The 16,499-nt window shown below is 45.0% G+C and carries 18 protein-coding genes; 9 read left to right on the forward strand and 9 right to left on the reverse strand.

The window, feature by feature from the left end; translation table 11 throughout:
- Positions 1-561 precede the first annotated feature (561 nt).
- The 7 genes from PV783_RS01750 to PV783_RS01780 form a co-directional block, all read right to left on the reverse strand.
- Positions 562-2,073 (reverse strand): M28 family peptidase, encoded by a 1,512-nt coding sequence (locus tag PV783_RS01750; RefSeq protein WP_420986953.1) that lies wholly within the window; start codon positions 2,071-2,073, stop codon positions 562-564.
- Between the two features lie 127 nt (positions 2,074-2,200).
- On the reverse strand, positions 2,201-2,659 hold the full coding sequence (gene rpiB / locus PV783_RS01755; RefSeq protein WP_420986954.1) for a ribose 5-phosphate isomerase B: 459 nt from the start codon (positions 2,657-2,659) through the stop codon (positions 2,201-2,203).
- Between the two features lie 30 nt (positions 2,660-2,689).
- Positions 2,690-3,547 carry a twin-arginine translocase subunit TatC gene (gene tatC / locus PV783_RS01760; RefSeq protein WP_079471215.1) on the reverse strand — a complete coding sequence of 286 codons (858 nt, stop codon included), beginning with the start codon at positions 3,545-3,547 and terminating at the stop codon, positions 2,690-2,692.
- Positions 3,548-4,166: 619 nt separating this feature from the next.
- Positions 4,167-5,438: a hemolysin family protein gene (locus PV783_RS01765; RefSeq protein ID WP_420986955.1), complete on the reverse strand. Its 1,272-nt coding sequence runs from the start codon at positions 5,436-5,438 to the stop codon at positions 4,167-4,169.
- Positions 5,439-5,480: 42 nt separating this feature from the next.
- Entirely contained in the window at positions 5,481-6,050 is a 570-nt protein-coding gene (gene gmk / locus PV783_RS01770; protein WP_420986956.1) for a guanylate kinase, read from the reverse strand.
- A gap of 101 nt (positions 6,051-6,151) precedes the next feature.
- A complete protein-coding gene (gene murA, locus PV783_RS01775; protein ID WP_079471218.1) occupies positions 6,152-7,462 on the reverse strand; it encodes a UDP-N-acetylglucosamine 1-carboxyvinyltransferase in 1,311 nt (436 codons plus the stop codon).
- Positions 7,459-8,178: a DUF4290 domain-containing protein gene (locus PV783_RS01780; RefSeq protein ID WP_079471219.1), complete on the reverse strand. Its 720-nt coding sequence runs from the start codon at positions 8,176-8,178 to the stop codon at positions 7,459-7,461. Before PV783_RS01780 ends, murA begins: the two co-directional genes overlap by 4 nt.
- Before the next feature lie 143 nt (positions 8,179-8,321).
- Here PV783_RS01780 and PV783_RS01785 point away from each other — a divergent pair, with 143 nt between their 5' ends.
- Both PV783_RS01785 and PV783_RS01790 read left to right on the forward strand, forming a co-directional pair.
- Complete coding sequence (locus tag PV783_RS01785) at positions 8,322-9,074, forward strand: SDR family NAD(P)-dependent oxidoreductase (RefSeq protein WP_420986957.1); 753 nt, start codon at positions 8,322-8,324, stop codon at positions 9,072-9,074.
- Between the two features lie 109 nt (positions 9,075-9,183).
- A complete protein-coding gene (locus tag PV783_RS01790) occupies positions 9,184-9,891 on the forward strand; it encodes an alpha/beta fold hydrolase (RefSeq protein ID WP_111577342.1) in 708 nt (235 codons plus the stop codon).
- A 6-nt stretch (positions 9,892-9,897) separates the two neighbouring features.
- Here the strand turns inward: PV783_RS01790 and PV783_RS01795 are convergent, their stop codons facing one another.
- Both PV783_RS01795 and PV783_RS01800 read right to left on the reverse strand, forming a co-directional pair.
- Complete coding sequence (locus tag PV783_RS01795; protein WP_420986958.1) at positions 9,898-10,827, reverse strand: tryptophan 2,3-dioxygenase family protein; 930 nt, start codon at positions 10,825-10,827, stop codon at positions 9,898-9,900.
- 63 nt (positions 10,828-10,890) lie between these two features.
- On the reverse strand, positions 10,891-11,358 hold the full coding sequence (locus tag PV783_RS01800; protein ID WP_079471223.1) for an Lrp/AsnC ligand binding domain-containing protein: 468 nt from the start codon (positions 11,356-11,358) through the stop codon (positions 10,891-10,893).
- A 420-nt stretch (positions 11,359-11,778) separates the two neighbouring features.
- Between PV783_RS01800 and PV783_RS01805 the strand changes: the two genes are divergently transcribed.
- From PV783_RS01805 to PV783_RS01835, 7 genes are all read left to right on the forward strand, one after another.
- Entirely contained in the window at positions 11,779-12,216 is a 438-nt protein-coding gene (locus PV783_RS01805) for a hypothetical protein (RefSeq protein ID WP_079471224.1), read from the forward strand.
- 131 nt (positions 12,217-12,347) lie between these two features.
- Positions 12,348-13,055 carry a tRNA (guanosine(46)-N7)-methyltransferase TrmB gene (gene trmB / locus PV783_RS01810; RefSeq protein WP_079471225.1) on the forward strand — a complete coding sequence of 236 codons (708 nt, stop codon included), beginning with the start codon at positions 12,348-12,350 and terminating at the stop codon, positions 13,053-13,055.
- Positions 13,027-13,230, forward strand: a complete 204-nt coding sequence (locus tag PV783_RS01815; protein WP_079471226.1) for a DUF5522 domain-containing protein — start codon at positions 13,027-13,029, stop codon at positions 13,228-13,230. The genes trmB and PV783_RS01815 overlap by 29 nt, the downstream gene beginning before the upstream one ends.
- Entirely contained in the window at positions 13,157-13,579 is a 423-nt protein-coding gene (locus PV783_RS01820) for an MGMT family protein (RefSeq protein ID WP_079471227.1), read from the forward strand. The genes PV783_RS01815 and PV783_RS01820 overlap by 74 nt, the downstream gene beginning before the upstream one ends.
- A 45-nt stretch (positions 13,580-13,624) precedes the next feature.
- Positions 13,625-14,068 carry an IPExxxVDY family protein gene (locus PV783_RS01825; protein WP_079471228.1) on the forward strand — a complete coding sequence of 148 codons (444 nt, stop codon included), beginning with the start codon at positions 13,625-13,627 and terminating at the stop codon, positions 14,066-14,068.
- An 84-nt stretch (positions 14,069-14,152) separates the two neighbouring features.
- Complete coding sequence (locus tag PV783_RS01830) at positions 14,153-14,383, forward strand: 4a-hydroxytetrahydrobiopterin dehydratase (protein WP_336388915.1); 231 nt, start codon at positions 14,153-14,155, stop codon at positions 14,381-14,383.
- Between the two features lie 20 nt (positions 14,384-14,403).
- Positions 14,404-16,488, forward strand: a complete 2,085-nt coding sequence (locus tag PV783_RS01835) for a histidine kinase (protein ID WP_420986959.1) — start codon at positions 14,404-14,406, stop codon at positions 16,486-16,488.
- The last annotated feature ends 11 nt before the right edge of the window (positions 16,489-16,499 follow it).

Consider the following 16,499-nt stretch of genomic DNA (forward strand, 5'->3'; position numbering starts at 1 on the left):
AGGTTTCCACTACGAGTGCTGTATTTATGGCAGGGTATACCATTACGTGCTGTAAGCATCTCCGTTTCTCAACATTCTGAACAACCAGGATAATTAATAATAACAATACTACAAGACATGTAACCAGGTGTTTCCGTTGCAACATCGATCAGGGCACAAGGGTGCTCTCCTTGTGGGATAGTACTTTTTTAAAACAGAAAAGGTGGCAGGTGTTTCCATACTGGTAAGTTTATATGGTTACGAATAGTGGGAACCGGCTCTGCTTTCCATTACCGTTAAAATTCCACTTGATCCTATAAATACCGATTGAACAACAACAGCTTAGTTAAAAATGTTTAATGGGGAGGCCTGCTCTCAGTGAAATAATTGCCTTATAACACCTTAACTAATCTTGATTCACCTGTTCATTTAAATACAAAAAAGAAATATGTATTTATTGCCTTCTAAAAAAATAAGACTCTATACACAATTTAAAAAATTTTGTTAAAAAAAACAAAAAGGATTTAACCGGTACTTCTATACCGGAAATAAGGGATTTTTGGAAGATTTGAGCTGATCGGGTTATTTTTCGTGCCGGTCTACTACCAGTTTCTGCTCGCGGTTGGCAATGTCCCAGGCGGTGTAGAAAACCAGGCGTGCTCTTTTCGCCAGGAGGTTGTAACTGATTTTATCAACTGTATCCGTAGGCGCGTGATAATCAGCGTGTGTGCCATTGAAATAAAAAATGATCGGAATACCGTGTTGGGCAAACATATAATGATCTGAGCGGTAGTAGAATCCTTCCGGATCGTTGGGGTCGTTGTATTTATAGTCCAGTTTAAGATGGGTATAGGTATCATTGGCCTTTTCATTAATGGGCCGCAGTTCAGAGCTCAGTTTATTATCGCCGATAATATACACATAGTTGGTATCTCTTTCATGTGCAGGATCAATGCGTCCTATCATATCAATATTCAGATCGGTGACGGTATTGGCTAACGGGTAAATGGGATGTTCCGTATAATACTGGGAGCCGAGCAGTCCTTTTTCCTCACCGGACACGGTCATAAATACCATGCTTCTCCGTGGGCCGTTGCCGGCTTTTTTTGCGCGGGCAAATGCAGCGGCTATTTCTATCACCGCGCTGGTACCTGATCCGTCGTCATCTGCACCATAAAAGATCTCATCATCTTTTTTGCCGAGATGATCATAGTGGGCGGTAACGAAAACAATTTCGTCTTTTTTATCCGTGCCTTCCAGGTAGGCGAGTACGTTGGAGGGTTGTAATACGGTGGCTGCTTTATCAAAAACAAGATGAACCGGCGTTTGCGTAACGGCAGCTGGTTTCCAGCCCCTGTCTATTTCTTCGAGGAGGTTATCTCCTTTGTCGGTATTGAGTATATCGGCGGCAAGTGCAGGTGTGATGTAGTAGATATTCGGATTCCAGGAGGTATCCTTCTGCCAGTAGAGACCGGTGGTATGCAGTTTCTTTTGCTCCAGGGAACGGTATCTGCCGGCAGCGGGGCTGATGATCAGCAGGGCGGCCACGCCTTTACTTTTTGCAGTGCTGATTCTTTCATCGAGGCTACGGCGGTCCCGTTGTAGCCCTCTCCTCATGTCATCCCGGATCATTACTACCTGCCCCTTTACATCCATGTTCTGGTAGTCGTTATGATCTGCAGTTACTACTCCTGCATCTGCATAAAATACGCGGGATACGCGTAAGTCCTGTTTGTTGCCGGAGCGCAGATCAGCGAGAAAATCCTGTGCAAATGAATACGTTTTATTACGAACAGTGATGGTGCTTTTAAGCAAACTATCTGAATAGATAGGATAATATTGTTCCCATTTCCCATTGGCGCCGGGTTGAAGTCCTGCGGCTGAAAACTGGCTGATAATATAAGCGGCAGCCCTCTCCTGCCCTCTTGTAGCGGTTTCCCTTCCTTCCATTTCCGGTCCTGCAATGATGTGCAGTTGCCGGCTAAGACCGCCGGCGGTTATGGTTTCACCATATTCTGCAGCCACCCCGTTATTGGTTTGTGCCTGCACAACATTCATCAGCAACAGAAAAGCAACAGCAAAGGGAACTCTCATGGAGTATTTTTTTATAGTCAGATTCACATGTATATTAAAAAAAAGAGCCGGTTGGAAGCCGGCTCTTTAATATTACCACAATTTCGTGTATTCGTTACAGTAAAAAATGATATATGGCTTAAAACCGTTACAGGCAAACCATTTTACGTACCCGGTCCTGGTGACGGCCGCCTTCAAACGGTGTACCGATAAACACTTCTACCATTTGATTGGCAGCGGGAATATCCACAAAACGGGCGGGGATACATAACACGTTTGCGTTGTTGTGTGAACGTGCCAGTCGCGCCAGCTCTTCTCCCCAGCAGATCGCAGCGCGGATTCCCTGGTGTTTGTTGGCGGTAATGGCTACTCCGTTGGCGCTGCCGCAGATCAGGATCCCGAAGGCGGCTTGTTCCCTTTCCACTGCTGTAGATACCGGGTGTGCATAATCAGGATAGTCCACGGAATCTTTCGAGTGAGTGCCGTAATCCTTTACCTGCAAGCCTTTCGACTCCAGGAAAGAAATCACTTCTTCTTTATATTCATATCCTGCATGATCAGAACCGATAGCCACTGGCAATGTCAGGTTAAATATGGCATTTTCCATTTTCAATATCTTATTAACTGTTAGTGAGAACTAGGACCACTCTTCCACCTCTGTTTTAGTCATCTTGTCTTCACGGTCTTTCAGCGCCTTTTTCGATATAAAGATACTGATTTCATACAGACAGTATAAGGGAACGAATACAATCAGCTGATCTATGAGATCCGGCGGTGTGATTACTGCAGCCAGGATCAGGATCACCACGATAGCATGGCGTCTGTAAGATTTGAGGAATTCCGGTGTGAGGATGCCCAGTTTAGTGAGGAAAAATACGAGGATAGGCAGCTCAAACAAGATGCCCATACCCAGTACGATCTGTGTCATCAGATCAAAGTAATCATCTATAAAAAACTGGTTTACAGCTTTTGCGGTAACGGTGTAGGAAGCGAGGAAGTTGATAGTGAAAGGCGCCATCAGGAAATAGGCAAATCCGATCCCGAGGAAAAATTGAAAAGATACCCAGAAGATCACGCCTCTTGCTCCTTTCAGTTCTTTTTCTTTCAGTGCCGGTTTTACGAAGCGCCAGAACTCCCAGAAAATGTAAGGAAAGGCACAAATAAAGCCGATCATGAACGCCAGTTTAAATTGCAACATGATCTGCCCCACCATCTTATAATTCAAAAACTGGACCTTTACAGGCGTAATACAGAGCTGATCTCCCAGTCCTACCCAATGACTGATTTTACATAATGCCACATAAGAGGGAAAATCGGCGTTGGTAGGTCCGAAAATTACGTTATCCAGAATTTCCTGTGTATATAAAAAGCCGAATACGCTGAATGCAACAAGTGCCAGGGCCGATCTGACAAGGTGCCACCGGAGATCTTCCAGGTGGTCGAAAAAGGACATTTCTGCCTTATCCTCATTGCTTGCGAACAATTTCTTTAACATACTTTATACGGTCGAACGATGTTGAATACAGTTTCTTATTAAGGATCACAAATATAGCTGTTGCATACTACAAATTACAGTGTACCGCGTATAAAGTGCCCTATTTTAATATTGCTTTAAGCAGAGTGGTGTTCATGCTCACTGCATGTATGTAAAAAGAAAAAATCAGGAAGAAGAAAAAGGGAGAAAGTGTGAGAGCAGTTGGGAGAAAAAAAAGAGCCAGCCCGAGAAGAATCAAGAGCCGGCCTTTCATCCATTGTTTGTTAACCCCAAAAAAGTTGAATTCGAGAATGTCTTTAGCTTCCAGTTAAACTACTTACCTAATTGATGGCAAGCGTTCAGAATAAGTAAGAATCCCTGGTTGCGTTTTATATTGTAATACAAAAATAACAAGAATTATTTTATTATCAATGTTGGAACACTTTTTTTACAACCTTTTAACAAAAATCAAATCATTGTGTTACATCATCTGGAGCAAATGTATACAATCCGTGTTAAATTCCTACTACTTTTTTTAAAAACGTTTTAGCAAAATTGTTATTGTATCGTTAAGCGTTACATTAAGGAAATAATTATATCATATTAATATCTGATAAGTCAACCAGTTTAACGGTGAGTCTTAAACTAACATCTTCATCTTCACCATTTCGATCCTGGTATCCGTAACATTCAGAATATCAAACTCATAATCGTCGATTATAATGCGTTCTTTGATCTTCGGGATGGTTTCGTGATGGTTGATGATGTAGCCTGATAAGGTTTCACTTTCATCTTCCGGAAAATCCAGTCCATATCTCTCGTTCAAATAATCGAGTTCTAATCTTCCTGAAAAAATATATTCTTTTTCGGCGATCTGCTTCTCTACGAATTCTTCTTCATCATGTTCATCTTTGATTTCTCCGAAAATTTCTTCCAGTACATCTTCAATTGTTACAATACCTGCTGTTCCTCCGAACTCATCTACTACCCAGGCAATGCTTTTGCGTTCTTTATTAAACTTGCTGAGGAGATCGATGGCGCTCATTGTTTCGGGCACAGCCAATATCGGATGAATGATGCTTTTGATATCCGGCGGGCTTTTAAACATATCCAGCTGGTGGATATAGCCCAGGATATTATCGATGGTACCTTCGTAAATAATGATCTTAGATAGTTTGGTATCCATAAATTTATTCCTGGCGTCGCTGAGGGGCCGGTGTATTTCCAGCGCTTCTATTTCCTTGCGGGGAATAAGACAGCCACGGATTTTTACGTGTGCAAGTGACAATGCATTTTCAAACAGTTCTGTATTCAGCTCCTGGTTATTTTCCCCAAAATGCTGTTGCGACTGCCGGATAAAATGCTCTACATCCACGCGGGTAAAGGATTCACCGTTTTCCACGATACGGACATTGAACAAATATTTCAGCATCCATTCTGAGATGGAAGCAAGTACATTACCGATCACATACAGCGGCTTAGCCACTATAGACACGGGTAGTGCAAAGAAACTGAGTAATGTTTCCGGTCTTGACCGGAAAATTGCCCGTGGGATAAAAAAGCCCAGGAATAATACCAACAGGGTAGCCAGTATTATTTCAACGAAAATAATAAAGGGTTGAATGCTGGCTGAATCAGGCTTCCGCATAATAGTGTCCAGTGCCGGCTGAAATACGCCTGCCACGAGGATCCCATAAACGACTATGGTAATTGTGAATCCTACCAGGCTGGTAGCCAGGAAGCGACTGGGGTTTTCGTTCAGACTGGCCAATATTTTGCCAGTAGCCCTGCCTTGCTTTTTTTTGAGCTCAATGCTAAGTTTGTTAACATTGGCAAATGCAGCTTCGATACCTGAAAAGAAGCCTGCCAGCAATACCAGGAAAACCAAAATAATTATAGTGTATCCGTCCATCCTAACAAAAATAACGAATTAGGAAAACCAACGATCACGTCGCTATTTTATATTTAAAAAATCTGTCACCAGCCTTTTCACTTCCTGGTAGGCGTGCTCCAGTTCGTCGTTTACTACAATCTCGTCGAATTCATGGGAAAACGACAGCTCATAGCGGGCTTTGGCGAGCCGTTCGTCCAGGGAAGACTGTGTTTCCGTACCTCTTTCGCTGAGTCGGACGCGCAGGGCATCTAACGAGGGGGGCTGTATGAAAATAGTGAGTGCGTTGTTGTGATATTTTTCTTTGATAGATAAAGCGCCTTTTACATCAATATCCACCATCGGGATCTGGTTGTTGTTCCAGATACGCTCCAGTTCACTTTTCAGGGTACCGTAATATTTACCGGCATACACCATTTCATATTCTGCAAAGGCGTTTTCTTCAATCCGCTGATGAAATTCATCGGAAGACAGGAAGTAGTAGTCTTTTCCGTGTACTTCGCTGGCACGCGGGGTGCGGGTGCTGGCGGAAATAGAAAAGGACAGTACCGGCATATTGGCCAGCAGCTTTTTTACGATAGTGGTTTTACCGGCGCCTGAAGGAGCGGTAACGATGATGATCTTTCTTTCCATTATTTATTACAATCAAGGTAGCGGTTACTCCAAATGCAAAACCCAAAAACCAGTAAAATGTTTTGCTGGTATTTGGGTTTTGATGAAGTATGAACAACTGTTTATACTCTCTTTATGTCTGCTCCCAGTTTTCTCAACCTCTCGTCGATGTACTGGTAGCCACGGTCTATCTGGTCAATGTTCTGAATGGTGCTCTTTCCTTCTGCGCTGAGTGCAGCGATCAGCAGGGATACGCCGGCACGGATATCGGGAGACGACATGGTGATACCGCGCAGGTTGTGCTGACGGCCCAAACCGATTACCACGGCACGGTGCGGATCGCATAATACGATCTGAGCGCCCATGTCTATCAGTTTATCTACGAAAAACAGGCGGCTTTCAAACATTTTCTGGTGGATCATCACGCTGCCTTTTGCCTGTGTGGCTACAACCAGCACAATGCTCAGCAGATCCGGTGTAAATCCGGGCCAGGGATGATCAGAAATAGTAAGAATGGAGCCATCCAGGAATGTCTGGATTTCGTAGGAGTCCTGGGAAGGAATATAGATATCGTTTCCCCTGATTTCCAGTTGGATACCTAACTGCCGGAATTTCTCCGGGATGATACCCAGGTTATCTACGCCTGCATTCTTAATCGTGATTTCGCTTTGCGTCATGGCGGCCAGGCCAATGAAGGAGCCTATTTCAATCATATCCGGGAGCATGCTGTGTTCGCAGCCGCCCAGGTATTTTACGCCTTCAATGGTGAGGAGGTTGGAGCCTACTCCGCTGATGCGGGCGCCCATCCGGTTCAGCATTTTACACAGCTGCTGCAGGTATGGTTCGCAGGCAGCGTTGTAAATAGTGGTGGTTCCTTCAGCCATTACGGCTGCCATTACAATATTGGCGGTACCGGTAACGCTTGGCTCATCCAGCAGCATATAAGTGCCTTTGAGCCCTCCGGAAGATTCCAGGCGGAAGTAGTTATCATCCGCATCATATACAAACCTGGCTCCCAGTTTCTCGAACCCGATGATATGGGTATCCAGTCTGCGACGGCCTATTTTATCGCCACCGGGTTTTGGGATGAAGGCACGTCCGAACCTTGCCAGCAGCGGACCTGCAATCATCACCGAACCACGGAGGCGGCCGGATTTCTTTTTAAATTCAGGGCTTTCCAGGTACTTCAGGTCTACTGCATCTGCCTGAAATTCGCAGGTGTCCCTGCTGATACGATTCAATTTTACGCCAGCATCTCCTAACAACTCTATCAGCAGATTTACATCTACTATATCCGGAATATTGGTGATAGTAACCTTTTCGGGGGTTAGCATCACGGCACTGATGATTTGTAAAGCTTCGTTTTTGGCACCCTGGGGTATAATTTCCCCCTTTAAGCGGTTGCCGCCTCTTACTTCAAAAGCACTACTCACTTGTTCCTGTTTTTGTTGTATTTGTTATTGTGCTTATTGTTATTATCCCGGCTTTTGCTGCCGCCACTGCCGCTGTTGCTGCTTTTGAACTTGTTTTGCTGGAAGTTTTTGCGCTTATTGGAGCGGAACTGGTCGCCGGCACCTGCTACGTTACCGCTTGGTGCGAAGCTTACAGGGCCTGGAATATGGGCAGTATGGCCCGGGTGGTATTCCAGCTGGTTGTCTGTAATGGCCAGTAATTCTGCCTTGATGGCATCATCGTGTACACTTTCCTTATGCCAGTTACTGTAGGCCAGTTTCATATAGTTACCGATACACTGGGTAAATCCTTCTTTTTTTTCAGGATTATCTTCATGTACGGCTTTATCAATGATCATTTCCAGGTTTTTGCCGAAGTGGCGGTTCCTTGGATATTTTTTGGGATAAGGAAGTCTGTCGGGTTTGGCTCTGAGCTTTTCAATAGTGGGGATTGGATATGGTGATTCCACCTTCAGGGTAAAGCCGGAGATATTAAAAATATGATCCCATAATTTATGCCTGAAGTCTTCCACATTGCGTAAATGCGGGTTCAGCGTACCCATCAGCTCTATTACAGCCATAGCATTACGCTGGCGCTCTTCGTCGTCTTCTATGGTTACCAGGTACTCCACCATTTTCTGGATATTCCTGCCATATTCCTTCATTATCAGGTAATTGCGCGTGGTATTGTATTCCATTACTAGTATTTAAAAAAACATGATTTGATGATGGGACATCTTAAGTGAAGAAAATTAATCGGCAACATCTATGCAAACATAATAAAAAAATATGAGGAACATTTCATTGGGCTGTATTGTTTATTAGAGCAAAAAACATTGTTATGGACCAATTGAAAAACAAGGTAGCGCTGGTTACAGGCGCCGGTTCCGGCATTGGTAAATGTGTGGCCGAACTGTATGCAGCCAATGGCGCGGCTGTAGTGATCAGCGATATTGATGAAAAGGGCGGAAACGCAGTGGCAGATGGCATCAGGAGTAAAGGTGGCAAGGCCATTTTTGTAAAATCGGATACCAGCAGTCCGTCTGATTGTGAGCAACTCGTATCCAAAACCCTGGCCGAGTTCAAACAACTGGACATTGCCTGCAATAATGCCGGGATTGGCGGCGCGGCGGCGCCCACCGGCGAATACAAGCTGGAGGACTGGCAAAAAGTTATTAACATAAATCTCAACGGCGTTTTTTATGGCATGCGTTACCAATTGCCTGTGATGGGAAAGGCCGGCAGCGGCGTAATTGTGAACATGGCATCCATACTGGGAGCGGTAGGCTTTGCCGGTTCCTGCGCCTATGTAGCCGCCAAACATGGCGTGGTAGGGCTTACGCAGGCGGCAGCGGTAGAATATTCGGCCAAAGGCATCCGGGTAAACGCCGTGGGGCCGGGATTTATTGAAACCCCATTATTAACCAAACATCTGAGCCAGCAGGAGATGCAGGCACTTGTGGGTTTGCATCCCATAGGCCGGCTAGGCAAGCCGGAAGAGGTAGCAGAACTGGTATTATGGCTCAGTTCTCCGCAATCCTCTTTCGTAACCGGCAGCTACTATCCCATTGATGGAGCATACCTGGCCAGATGATTTGGTTATGCTGTTTTTTGAGCATTTCAGGGAGATAAAAAAATGTTATCTCCCTGAAAAATTCAAACAATCAAACAGGCAAATCCAAAATGTTTGCTAGTTTTAGTCAATGCAAACACATAAACTCCCCATACTTTTTTTACATGGCGCACTGGGCGCCTCTTCCCAATTTGAACCACTGGCTAAGGAAATGTCCGACCATTACGATGTGCACCTGATTAATTTCAGCGGGCATGGTGATGTGCCTTTTTCCGAGCAGGGGTTCAGCATCCAGGTATTTGCGGCGGAAGTATTATCCTATCTGGAAACCCATCAACTCGACTTTGTACACATTTTCGGATACAGCATGGGCGGCTATGTGGCGATGTACCTGGCGAGACATTACCCCGAAAAAACAGGGCGTGTAATTACGCTGGCCACCAAGTTCAACTGGAATGAGGCTACCGCCGGTAAAGAGATACGGCAGCTGAACCCGGATTTAATTGAAGAGAAAGTTCCCGCCTTTGCACGGGTGCTGGAGGCAAGGCATACCGCCAGCGACTGGAAAACCGTGGTAACGCGCACGGCGCAGCTGATAGAAGAGCTGGGACATCAGTCGCTGCTGAAACCGGCAGATTATGCCCGGGTGGTAACCCCCTGCATGCTGATGATGGGCGACCGCGACAACATGGTGTCTTTCCAGGAAACCATCGAGGTATACAACGCCCTTCCATTGGCGCAGCTAACGGTGATGCCGGATACCCCGCATCCACTGGAAAAAGCGGATGTACCGCTACTGGCTTACTATTTAAGAAGATTTACTACGCAGGATATCTGATATCAGTTACTCTCCCATCGCAATTTTGCCCCAGTTGCTGAGTTCTTCATCCGTCCATAGTTCGGGGAAGAAAACGATCCGTTTATTTTTCGGCGGCAGGAATTGCTGCCAGTTGGTACCTCCTGTGGCGACGATGTCTTCCGGTTTTTTATGCAGGTATCTTACCGCGGATTTGTAGTGCATCAGCGGCCAGCGCACGTTTACATTGAGATCGTATTCCTTTAGCAGGGGAATCAATTCCGTTTGTTCTGCGGGAGAAAGCTTTTTATAGCTGGCGAGCAGGTTATTGTCTTTGTACTCAGTAGCCAGTTTGAGGAAGGTATCCATATATTTCAGCTCAAACTGGCGGAGGGTGAGTGTTTTTTTACCGGTAGCCAGTTCCGTGGCGCCGCTTCTCCAGTAAATTTTGTCCAGCACATCTTTTAGTTCCAGCCCTTCCACTTCCGGGCGCTGGGGTTCGTATACCAGGTTGTTTAACCGGGTAGAGCAGATTTCGATCATGCGGAATTGTCCGCTCTGGAAGCCACTGGCAGGCAACAGCGCCATGCGGAATTGCAGGAACTGTTCCTTATCCATCCCATCCACCATTATTTCAAATGAGCTGATAAGGCTGTGGAAATAGTTGTTGATCCTTTTAAGCTGGGTTTTAAATATCTCAGCTGACAGTACGGGTGCGAGGCTGATTTGCTCGATTGCCTGCAACGATAATTTCAGATACAATTCCGTGATCTGGTGATAGATGATGAAAATCCTTTCATCAGGAATTGGTGTGCGTGGATGTTGCAGATTAAGCAGTACATCAAGTTGAATATAGTCCCAATAAGTGAGGTAGTCCGCATACAGAAGGCCATCCAGGTAGGACGACAGGTTCTGCCCCATAGCGGCATACTTTTCTTCCAGCCGTTGAATTTTTTCGGCAATTTCTGTTGTAACCATGATGAAAATTAATAATTAAGAATGAAATAGCAACAGGGTAAACTTTCCATTCTTAAAAACCAATTATTCCACCACGTTAATTGTTCTGTAGAAGCTTTCTTCGAGGGAAATCAGGGTTTCAGTTCTCTCAATACCTTTAATTTTCTGCAGTTCATCGTGGAGGATACGGCGGAGTTGGGTGATATCTTTACAGATGATCTCAGCAAACATGCTATAACTGCCTGTTGTATAATTAAGGCGTACCATTTCGGGTATTTTCCTTAATTCCTTGGCGACAGTGTCGTACATGGAGCTTTTTTCCAGATAAATGCCGATAAAAGCGATCACATCATAGCCGATCATTTTTAAATCTACATGTAATTTAGTACCTTTAACTACACCCAGTTCTTGTAATTTCTTCATTCTCACGTGGATAGTCCCGCCGGAAACGAACAATTTCTTCCCCAGGTCGGCGTAGGAGATCTCAGCATTAGACATCATCTCGCTGATAATCTGCAAATCTAGTTTGTCAATATTCAAATTGTGGCTCATTTTTACAATTTGTTTTTGAATGTTTTAAAGTTATATGCAAATATTTAAAAAATATCGAAAATTCCAAAATTCTTCTTAAAAAATTTGCAAGAAAGTCACCTTCTCTTTAGATTTGCATCATAATCATTACGACAACGGCTAACGAAAAGCAATAGCTGGTAACGATTCAAACACATTGTGGGATGATGAAATTGGCAGACATGCCCTCTTGTCTCGGGGGTGGGGATCACAGGATAAACGTAGTATAATTGGGTTGACCACTAATCTTACTTGTGCTATAGCTAACTGCCCCGTGGAGGTTCGACTCCTCCTCCTACAGCTTAATTGGTTTAAAGAGCTCGTAAGTTATCATGCTTACGGGCTTTTTTTATTTTATATCACGATGTTTTATATTTGAATTAATTCAAATATAAAGTTATCATGAAAAAGCTTTTATTAGGTACCGTAGCCCTCTTAGCCTTTAATGCAGCGGTTATCATCACCCAGATGAGCTGTAAAAAAGAAGCCAATGCCGAAACTCCTGTTACCGGCACCACATTAAGACAACTGGATATTGTGTTATACATTAACTATGTTAAAACCGGCCCAGGCACTACGGCATCCGAAATCTGGATCTGTAAGCTGGACGGCAGTAACAAACACAAAATAAATGTCACCTTACCGCCCAATATCGTGGTAGGAGATGAAGCTTCCCTCACACCGGATGGCCAAACCGTGGTATTCAGCACCTACGAAATGTCAGGTACAAGTGGAAAAGACGGTGGCATCTATACCTGTAAAACAGACGGCACAAACGCAAAAAAGATAGTAGACGGCAATACGGACGGGAACTATGTGACCGTGCAAGGTGCTTACTAATTTCTGTACTTACTTATAAAAGATGCTGCCGGCTAGCCGGCAGCATCTTTCTTTTTTATATCCCGGCCTCAAAGCGGCAAGTTCCCCATTATCCCTCCCCCATTCAAAAAATCGCCCTATTTTTGCGGCAAATGGGACAAAAAAAACTACAACGATTTGCTGAAATCGAAACCTTCCCCAATGTATTGATATACCCGGAAGGTATGCAGGGAAAATGGAATGAGTTCTTCAAAAACAGCCACCCTGTTACATTAGAGCTGGCCTGTGGTAAAGGAGACTATACCCTGGGCATGGCCCGGCTGTTTCCTGATCAGAACTTTTTAGGCGTGGATCTCAAGGGCAACCGCATCTGGAGAGGCGCTAAAACCGCCATGGAAGAACCGCTGCCAAACGCTGCTTTCCTGCGTACACAAATAGATAAGCTCAATAATTACTTTGCGCCGGGAGAAATAAAGGACATCTGGATTACCTTCCCTGACCCTTTCCTGCGCAACTCCAAGTCGAAGAAAAGGTTAACGCATCCTAAGTTCCTGCAGCTGTTCCAGCCTTTGCTGGCGCCCGGAGCCACCATTAACCTGAAAACAGACTCCCCGCAGCTGTATGCTTTCACACAGGAAGTAATTGCCGCGGCCGGATGCACGTTAATAGAAGATATTCCTGATGTATACGCATTACCGGAAGTACCGCCGCTGCTGAGGATCCAGACCTTTTATGAAGGCATGCACCTCGCCGATGGCAGAACAATCCGTTATCTCAAATTTCAATTGCCTGCTGCACCGTTGAACTGGCAAAGCATTAAACTGCCTTCCGATGAAGCAACCGTTGGTGGAGAAGATTGATTTCTACTATAATGCCCAGGGCTATATGGTATTTACCGAAAAATTCCACCTCGACCGGGGCTTCTGTTGCGGCAACGGCTGTAAGCACTGTCCATTTAATTATGAAAAAGTACCCGAACCCGAAAGATCAGCACTCCTTGCCCGCCGCAGGGACGAAGGAAAAGAAGGCCGCTGAGCCGGTTTCTTTTTTTGAAACGGTTTTTAAAATTGCACGCACCATACCCCGCGGCCGGGTAACCTCCTATGGCGCCATTGCAGACGCTTCCGGCTTAAAACTCACCGGCCGCATGGTTGGCTGGGCCATGAATGCAGCCGGCAGCGCCAAACCGCCTGTTCCCGCGCATCGTGTGGTAAACAGCAAAGGAGAACTAAGCGGCCGGAGTCATTTTGCCACCCCTACCCTGATGCAGGAATTACTGGAACAGGAAGGGATAGTTGTAAAAGAAGATAAAATAGAAAATTTTAAAGCCGTATTTTGGGACCCGGGACAACCTTTAAAAAAGGGCAGTAAAAAGAAAGGATAAAATATTAATTCAACATCCGGACAGGGTGCAGCGCTACTTTTCCATATGACAATACTCAAGCTTAAACTGGACAACGACCAATTGGTAGAGGACTTCTTTGAAAGCACCTACGTAATCGGCATCGCTTCCACTACGCGGGATTATCAGTTGTGCTGGCATATTAACCGGCAGTTGCATACCAACTTCCGGGTGAATAACAACCTGGAAATTACCCTGTCTAAAAAAACAAGATCTTTTCATTTCCCCGTATTTGAGTTTCACGAACCAACCAATTCAGTAGCACACTACCTTTATAACAATCGTTGCCAGGCAGAATTCCTGCTGCCCGAACTTAAACAGATCAATTTTCTGTGGATGATCAAGGGTGATTACTACCAACCCGGCGATGTAAAAAAATTATTAGAAGAATTACGCCTTGTTCCGCTTGTACAATTAGTATCTTTACTTGATATCAGAGAGATCAAGAATAAGATGAACCTTATTTTTTAGGAGAGGCACGACGCACCAGCGGTAATATTTTGACCAGATTCCATGACAGACCCGATGTTTTACCTTTAAATTCCTGATTTTTTTATGTGGGAAGAAAGAAATAAACAGCTTTACCGGGCTTTTGAATTCAAAGACTTTCGGGATGCGTTTGCATTTATGACCAAGGTTGCACTGATCGCAGAGAAAATGGATCACCATCCCAACTGGAGCAACGTTTATAATAAAGTGGAAATATTCCTGTGCACACATGATGCCGGTGATATCGTCACCGCTAAGGATGAAGCAATGGCAAAAGCTATTGACAAATTGCTATAACCAAACTTATATTACACTTTGTGAAGCGCATTATTCTAATGCTGCTGTTGTATTGTTACACTGCAGAATCCTTTGCCACTGTAGATCGTACCCCAGTAGACACACTGATCACTGATACTGCTTTCGCCCCTGCGAATCTGGACCTGCGGCCTTTTTTATATGTGCTGACAGCCGATGAGCAGCACCTGACCCCGGAGCAGGCAGCCACTATGCCGTTTGCCCGGCAGGAAAGCATCTTTCATAGTAATCCCCAGAATAACGGACGGGTTAATAACTGCTGGCTACGGCTTACTGTAAAAAATAAAAGCAATAAACCGCTATCGTACCACCTGTTTTCCGGCTGGCACGACTATATGTACTGGTACGCGCAATCTCCGGGCGATAAGCCCCGGCTGCTGATGCAAACCGGTTTAATGCTGGACAAAGGTGGCGTGGAAAGATGGAACCATTACGCATTTGCCGTACAGGTACCAGCAGGGGAACTCCGCACGTTTTACCTTCATATCATCAATAAGTCTTACAATGAAGGCGCCCTGATGCCTGCACTTTTCAGCACCGAAGCCTATGGCACCTTCCGCGACAAACAACTGGACGGCTTCCGCAAAGAAGCCGTAGTAATCCAGGTACTGCTGGGTATGCTGCTCGTATTTTTTAGTATTTCCATTATTAACTATATCCAGCTACCCGACAAATCGTATATCTATTTTGCAGCCTATATACTTGGACTGATCCTCTTCTTTGCATTGCGGCTGGATGATAAGCCTTACCAGTTGTCGTTTTTCCACCGCTGGCCCATGCTGAAATATTATTGGGACATCCCCGGCCTGTTGTTTTGCTTTTACCTGATGTACCTGTTATTTGGCAATGCCTTTCTTAACCTTACCGAGCGATATCCTTTTATGGAGCGCGCGTTTACCTGGGTAGCGGCGATAGTGGGCGGGCTGATCATTTTATGCGTGTATTTTATCAGGATAGGTCAGTACCACATGCCTACCATCATATACAGCTATGTGTATTTTGTAACGCTGGTACCGCTGCTGGCGGTATTTGTGGCATTGGCACGGCGTTCCCGTCACCATCCGCTGGTACGGTTCTTTTTGTATGGATCGGTATGTTTATACCTTGCCTGCCTGGGCTCCTTCCTTATGCATGTGCGGCCGCTGGGCTTACTCAGCGCCCTGGGCGAACTGGCAGCGCCTACTATCCTGCTGATAGGCGGTGTACTGTTGCAGGCCATGTTTTTTCTTGCCGGGTTGAGCTACCGCAATAAACTGGTACACCTGGAAAGAACCCGTACCCAGGAGCTGCTGATTAAGCAGCTGAATAAAAACAAAGAGCTGCAGCGCAAGCTGAATGAGCAACTGGAAGAACTGGTAAAAGAGCAAACCACCGAGATCCTGCGCAAAAAGCAGGAACTGGAAGAGCAGCGAAAGAAGCAGCTGGAAACAGAATATGATAAAAAGCTGACAGAAATTGAACTCAAAGCCATCCGGGCACAGATCAATCCGCACTTCATTTTCAACTGCCTGAATTCCATACAATTGTTTGTGATGCAGCGGGATTATGAGTATGCACAGAAATATCTTTCTGACTTTTCTTACCTGATCCGCAAAACGCTGGACTTCTCCCGGCGTAATTTTATATCCCTGGCAGATGAAATTACCTATCTGAATACTTATCTTGGGTTAGAAAAGATGCGGTTTGAAAACCGGATGGAGTATGAAATAGTAGTAGACCCCGTGATTGCCACCGCCGAACTGGAAATCCCCGCGATGCTGTTGCAACCTTACGTGGAAAATGCCGTAAAGCATGGCATGACGAATCCCAAACAGCCAACAGGAAAGCTTTCCATCTATTTTAACCAGGTGGCTTCAGATATGCTGGAGTGCGTGATTGCAGATAACGGAATTGGCATTGCCCGTTCCAAATCATTGCGTATGCTGCCAAAACATCATCAGTCGTCCGGCATGGAAATAAGCCAGAACCGCGCTGAGTTACTGAACAAAATGTATAATACTGAAATCCATATAGAAATTATTGACAGATCATCTGAGGATGAATCGGATAGCGGCACGATCGTTAAAATACTGATCCCCCAGTTATAATTTTAGTGTAT

Source organism: Chitinophaga sp. CC14 (assembly GCF_048957795.1).
Lineage (GTDB): Bacteria > Bacteroidota > Bacteroidia > Chitinophagales > Chitinophagaceae > Chitinophaga > Chitinophaga ginsengisegetis.